Origin of the sequence: Celeribacter marinus, from assembly GCF_965656515.1 — a bacterium.
Lineage (GTDB): Bacteria > Pseudomonadota > Alphaproteobacteria > Rhodobacterales > Rhodobacteraceae > Celeribacter > Celeribacter marinus_D.
In genome coordinates, this window is sequence record NZ_CBFHKW010000018.1 from 25,079 (window position 1) to 31,872 (window position 6,794).

The window sequence follows — 6,794 nt, forward strand, 5'->3', positions numbered from 1 at the left end:
GGGGGCGTCACAGGTTCAACCAATGCCAAGAAGGGCGAGCAGTGGCAAAAAGGCCATCGCGATCCCCGATCCACCAGACGCCTCAAGGGCGCGGCCAACAGGATCGTCCTCGTCTTCGACCGGATCAAGGTAGGGTTCGTCATCGGGTGTGGGCAGGTCGACGGTTGGGATATCGTCCACCGCCAAAAGCGACATGGCAAAGGCGTGTGGCGCAGGCGGTATGCTTGTCAGGTCGGCGGGCTGAGCGTCCTGTGAGGGTTCAGCATCCCACTGACTTGCCTCATCGATCAAATCGTCGAGAAGCGTTGCGGCGTTCATACTCGCGCCCGCACTATTTGCGGCATTGAACGTGTCGGCAAAGTCATCGGTCGGCACAACGTTGGTCATCACCACCTGCAAGATTTCTCCGGGCTGCAAATCTGCGGTCAAAAAGCCGTCCTCGTAAATTTCGGATTGGTCAAGGCGCTCGACATTTGGCGAGGACAGCGTGCTGCCGGGAAGGTCGCCATCATCGACCCCCAAACGTGTTGTCTCGATTGTTCCAAATGCGGCCACGAGCTGTGAGATATCAATATCTGTCGAGGTGCTCTCTGTCTGCGAATTGGATGCGATATAGAACACAAGTTGGTCATCACCAGCAAAGCCGTGAACGTCGACATCGCCCGCTTTGAATTCGCTGTCATGGGCCACGGGCGCAAAGTCGATCATTGATTTGCCCGGAAGCGTTTGCGACATCATCGTAAACATCTCACCGGCGGGGCTTTTCTCGTCATACTCAAATCCGGTTGCAAGCGGGTTCTTGGTGTTCTGGATCAGGGGCCACACATGCGCGACTTCGACGTCATAGGCCATGAACTCTTCGACAATATTGAGCATTTCATGTGCTTGGTAGAGGCCGTAGTCCGTGAGTTTATCAAGATCTGCAACGGATTTCTGGTTCCATTCCGTGATATAAACCTTGAGGTGTTCAAAGCCGTCTTTGTCGAGCCATTGCTCTTCGATCATGCGTAAATCACCCGTGCGGGTATGCGGTTGATCCGCGCCGCGCGAATACAAGTGCGAGACAATACCGTCCGCTGCTGCCGCTTCATCGGCGTCAAACTCGGCCTGAACCAGCGCATTGTTGATCCCGCCCCAGTTTATATTGCCGCTTGCGTAGATAAAGCCGTCATTGATGCCCGCATCAGGATAGCGCAGCGCGAGATCCTCAATGGTATCTTCGGCCGACCATCCGTCATAGGCGTCGGACAACCGTGCATCGCCGTAGTTGTAGCCCATTTGAAAAACGACATCGATTTCGCTCGTGTCACCGCCGCCCTGTGTGATGACGGTGTCCAATTCGTCGCTGATGATCTCACTCATCTGGGAGGCCACGCGACCATATTCGACCGAGGTCATAGCGCCGCATCCCCAGTATTCGTTGCCAATCTCAAACGCTGAAATCTCGGCATCGCCGTACACGCCTGACGAGACATCATTGATAAACGTGCGCAGCGCGACCTCGTCGATCTGGGCAAAACGATTGCCATTCGCGTCAACCTCATCGCCAAGGTTTTTGTTGACCGGCACGACGATTGTCACCGTGTGGCCATTGTCCGAGGCATAGGCCATGAAGTCAGAGATTGGAATGAACGGGATCGTCTCGCCCGTGCTGGGATCAATGACGTAATCCGCGTCTGGGTTTGCGATATCGAACATGTATTCGGTGAGCGCGCCACCTGGGTAGCGTATGTCTGTCACACCTAACGCCTCGATCGCCTGCGCATAGGATCCATCGCCCGTAAGGTCGCCGCGAGAGGCCAGAACATTACCGCCAAACAGCGATGATTGCGCGGCTTCGCCGGTGAGGTCTGCGGGATTAAGTGTGATGACCATAGTTGGCCCTCCGTCGAATGAACTAAAAACTCACAAAAGGATCGAGCGTCAGTGGGACGGGGATTGGATGGTGTGCCTGCGATCTACCTGGGCGAAGCTGGTGTGCGTGCGGCGTCGTGTGCGGGCCTTTGGCCCAATTTACTCACATGCGCGCAGCACGATGGGGGCGGTGCCCAAAGGGGGCACAGTCCTGAAACCAGTCTCGTGGCGGAGGGCCGTCCAAACGGAACGTCCGTTGACGTTATGACGGTGACCCGTTTTGTGTGTCGGGCGGCGCACGCGAGGCATGCAGGCCAGACAGGGACGCGGTCACAGTCACGCGGTCTGCGTCAGGGCGGGGGGCGGATGAGGCGGATCATCATGGCTCTCGAGTTACACCACCGCGCATAGGTGAGGTGCGGATGCATGTATCCGACGGCGCGTTGTGTCAGATGCGACAATACCCGATTGAGCAGCCCTAAAGACTTGACGAATGACGATATGTGTGAACGCGATATGTTTGGTGTTCAGGTCAAAAATCTGCCTCATCATGCGTCCTTTCGCGGGCTTAGTGTGTGTCGTTACCGTGTCGATCTGTGTGGTGCGTCCGCGTGTATGACCGGCGTGCAACCGCAGAACATCTCAGTTTGGTTCTTGTCGTGTCGGGCTGCTTTTGGTGGCGTGTGGACATGCGAATGGGCTTGCCGAAATTGGAAAGTTATCGGCACACACAGCCAAAAAGAGCAGATGGAAAAGTCGTTAGATCCTAGATTGCCCGAACCGCAATAACGGTGCGAAACTTGTTAATTTACATATTGTTAACGCAAGTTCTTTGCGTTTGGTTCGGGTCGCTACGCCCTGTGTTTTGAGGGCGGGGCACAAGATGTCTTTGACGTCCTGCGCTTGATCCTAGATTAACCTACTTTGTATTTTTTTGAACCTAGGCGGGGGTGGATCTTTGGTATGATTTTGACGCTGAAGCGTGACTGGGCTTCTTTTTAGCGATCTCGCCCACATTTAGATTTTGAAAACATGACAGATAGATAAAACAGAATATCCGTTGGAATTTTTTTAAAACCCTAAAGGATATATGATTCGTTTTCCCCGACTCGATCTGTGCGATCTCGCGGGACTATCGTCAAATTCGCCCAAAAAATGTGCATCTAGGGTTAATCAAGGGCGGGCCGAGGGTTTCACGCCCTTGCCGAATGTCCCCGGACATATGCGCGAGATGTGGGTCGGCCCTATGTCTTGTGCGGGCGATCTGCGTAGGGGTGCATCCCCGCCGAAGTCCTGATAGGGATGTCAAAACAGCCGTACATTCACAGTGCTACATGTGGCTTTGTCGACATTGCGGGTGCTATGAACCGAAATATTTGCCGTAAGTGTTTGCAATGAAACTAGAAAAATCTGCGCGCCTAAGCGTTGCCCCGATGATGGATTGGACTGATCGAAATTGTCGGGTGTTCCACCGCGTTTTGTCGCATCACGCGCTCTTGTATACGGAGATGGTGACGGCACCCGCGCTTGTGCGCGGCGGGGCGCGTCATTTGATTGCGTTTAACGCGGTTGAGCATCCTGTTGCGGTGCAGCTTGGGGGGTCTGATCCGGCGGAGCTGCGGGCGGCAACGACGATGTGTGTCGATGAGGGCTACGACGAGGTGAACCTCAACGTGGGCTGTCCGTCCGATCGTGTACAGTCGGGCGCGTTTGGTGCGATCTTGATGAAATCGCCGGATGTGGTGGCGGCCTGCGTCACTGAAATGCAAGAGGCGGCGGGGGATATCCCCGTGACGGTCAAATGTCGCATTGGTGTGGATGATCAAGAGGCCCATGCGGTGCTGCCAGCGTTTATTGCCACGATGCGCGCGGCTGGGATTAGCCGTATGCAGATCCATGCGCGCAAAGCGTGGCTTGACGGGCTGTCGCCCAAAGAGAACCGCGACATCCCGCCGTTGGATTACGACCTTGTCCACACCATGAAGGCGCAATTCCCTGACATGCATCTGTCGATCAATGGTGGCACCGCAACGATGGCGCATGTGCACGAACACCTTGGCGCGATGGACGGCGTTATGGTCGGGCGCGCGGCGTATCACACGCCCTATGATATCTTGGGCGATGCCGATGCGCAGGTGTTTGGCGCGGACCGTGCGCCGTTGTCTCGTGAGGATGTTGTGTTGGCGATGGAGGACCATATCGGGCGCCATATTGCGGCGGGTGGCAAGCTCACTCAGGTCACACGCCACATGCTGGGCTTGTTCGCGGGTCAGCGCGGCGCGCGGCGGTGGAAACGGATATTGTCGGAGCGCGGCCACCACGAGGGGGCGAATTTCGATCTGGTGCGTGAGGCCTTGCCATCCAACGAGGGATAGACGCGCTTTTGCGTCACCTTGCACATACAAAACGCCCCCAAAGTTCGGGGGCGTTTTGCGTTGTTGTGTGCGGCTTATTCGGCGGCCTTGATATCGGAGGACGGTGTGTCGTCCTTTGAGACTTTCGACGCCTTGTTTTGCGCGCGTGCGCGTTTGCGCAGCTCCGCCGTGGAGGTGACCGCGACATCCGCGCTTGCCTGTTCGACATGCGGCGCAGGGGTGATATCTGCGGGCATCTCGGGCGCGTAGTCTGGGCTGCCCCATGCGTTTGCCCCTGTGGTCCAAACGAACTCGGGGTTGAGCGTACGGCGGGCTTCGCGGTGCAAACGGTAGTCCGTTGCTGTGCGCGACCGTGCGCCAACAAGATTGGCCACGGTCATCACGATGCGGTGGACAATGACACGTGCCCAAACCCGAAGTGCGAGCATCGCAGGGGTAAAGATCAGCGTCAAAATCGTTGCAATCCCGAGGCCAAACACCACAGCCGTGGCCAAGTTGGTCCAGAATTCCGCAGTGGGCGAGTTGATCGAATAGCCGCCGTTGATGAAGTCGAGCGAAAGCGCGAACATCATCGGCGCCAGACCCGCCATTGTGGTGATCGTGGTCAAAAGCACGGGACGAATACGGTCCTCTGCGGTGCGAATGATCGCCTCGATCTTGGGCATGTAGCGCGAGTATTCTTGGTAGGTGTCGATCAGAACGATGTTGTTGTTCACCACGATCCCCGCAAGCGCCACAATGCCTGTGCCCGTCATAATCATACCAAACGCCATGTCGCGCACGAGCAAGCCGATGAGAACACCCGCCGTGGACATGACAACGGCCAAGAGCACGAGAACGGAGTTATAGATACTGTTGAACTGCGCCAGCAAGATGATGAACATCAACGCCAAAGCGGCCGCAAAGGCTTTGCCAAGGAAGGCGCCTGTTTCGCGTTGTTCCTCATCGTCTCCGGTCCATTCCCACGAAACACTGGCGGGCAATTCGGCCTCGGTGGTGAGCCACTCGGTGAGGGTGTCCACGCGTTCGGTCGGGGTGATTGCAATCCCGTCATCGGTTTTGAGGTCGGCGTCCACGCCCGCTTTTACGTCATAATAGCGCTTTTGATCGGCACGGTCGATCTGGGCAAGTTTTTCAACGGGTTCGCGGGTGATGAAGTTGGCAAGCGGGACAAGCCCGTCTTTGGTGCGTACCTTGAGCGTATCAAGGGTCGACAACACGCGGTACTCCTCGGGGAAGCGGACACGGATCTCGATTTCTTCATCCGAGCTATCCACGCGCATGGTATCGAGCATGATCCCGCGTGTGATCAACTGGATCATTCCGCCAACGGTGGCCACATCCGCGCCAAAGCGTCCGGCTTTCTCGACATCGACGTCGATCTGCCAATCAATGCCGGGCAGGGGGCGGGTGTCCTCGATATCGGTCAACCCGCGCATGTCCTCGTATTTGGCACGGACAATTTCGGTGGCGCGGGTCAGATCGTCACTGTTGTCGCTTTTGAGGCGCAAGTGGACCGGCTTGGCTGATGCTGGCCCCATGCCGAGGTTCAAAATTTCGGCGTATATTCCAGGAATGGCGTTGAGCCGTTCTTGGAGTTCGGCAATCACCACATCGCCGTCATAGTCGGGGGCGACATGGGTGTTTTCCCACGGGATAAAGCCAAGCAGTTTGGTCGATTTCGTCTCGTCGGGACGATCTTCCCACGGGATCAATTCAACCTGAATTTGGCCAATGGTGTCAGATGGGCCTGCCGCACCGCCCGTGTTGGCGTTCAATCCCCCTTCGCCCGCAAAGGCAAAGGCATTGTCGACGCCGCGCTGTGTCAGCACGATTTGTTCGGCCTGTGCCACAAGCGCGTCTTTTTCGGCCAACGACAGGTTGCCGCGTGCGCGCACGTAGACGATTGCTTGTTCTGGCTCTGAGGCGGAGAAGAACTCCATACCGGCATTGTTTTTGCCATAGTAGCCAAAGACACTCACAACCGAGATGACCACTGCAATAATGGTCACAACCGGCATGACGGGATTGCCCGCGATGGCCCATGTAAACCACCCAAACGGTGAGCGTTTGTAGCCGCTATCGACTTTCTTTTTGGTGCGTTCAATGCGTGCCGCAGATAGCGTAATGCCAAAGAGAGACGATCCGATCAGGAACAAGACCGGACCAAGATAGCTCGCCCATGCGCCACTCGGTGCGGTGTTACCAAACAGATAGCCCGCGTTCAGCGTTTGCATCATCGCGATGAACACCAGATAGGCCGCAGGGATCACCAAAAGGAAACGCACCCAATACGGCGTGGTGCGGCGCAAGCCTGCCGAAAAGCGGTCAAACACGCGCGCAATGCGGCCAGAAACGCCGCCCATAACGGGCAGGTAGACCAGCGCCACAATGAGGGACGCGGACAGAACAAAGATGATGGTGACGGGCAGCATGCCCATGAACTCACCCGCAACACCCGGCCAGAACAGCATGGGCAAAAAGGCGCATAGGGTTGTCGCGGTGGAGGACACAATCGGCCAGAACATGCGTTTGGCCGCTTCGACAAAGGCCGCCATCGGGCCT

3 protein-coding genes are annotated in these 6,794 nt (G+C 56.7%); 1 reads left to right on the forward strand and 2 read right to left on the reverse strand.

Annotation, left to right across the window (positions count from 1 at the left end; genetic code table 11):
* Positions 1-15: 15 nt before the first annotated feature.
* Positions 16-1,875 (reverse strand): type I secretion protein, encoded by a 1,860-nt coding sequence (locus tag ACTG34_RS06070; RefSeq protein ID WP_439104082.1) that lies wholly within the window; start codon positions 1,873-1,875, stop codon positions 16-18.
* A gap of 1,373 nt (positions 1,876-3,248) precedes the next feature.
* On the opposite strand from ACTG34_RS06070, the gene dusA reads away from it, so the two are divergent.
* A complete protein-coding gene (dusA, locus tag ACTG34_RS06075; protein WP_439104083.1) occupies positions 3,249-4,229 on the forward strand; it encodes a tRNA dihydrouridine(20/20a) synthase DusA in 981 nt (326 codons plus the stop codon).
* Positions 4,230-4,303: 74 nt separating this feature from the next.
* Here dusA and ACTG34_RS06080 read toward each other — a convergent pair.
* Positions 4,304-6,794, reverse strand: a 2,491-nt coding sequence (locus tag ACTG34_RS06080) for an efflux RND transporter permease subunit (RefSeq protein WP_439104084.1), incomplete at its 5' end; no start/stop codon positions are given.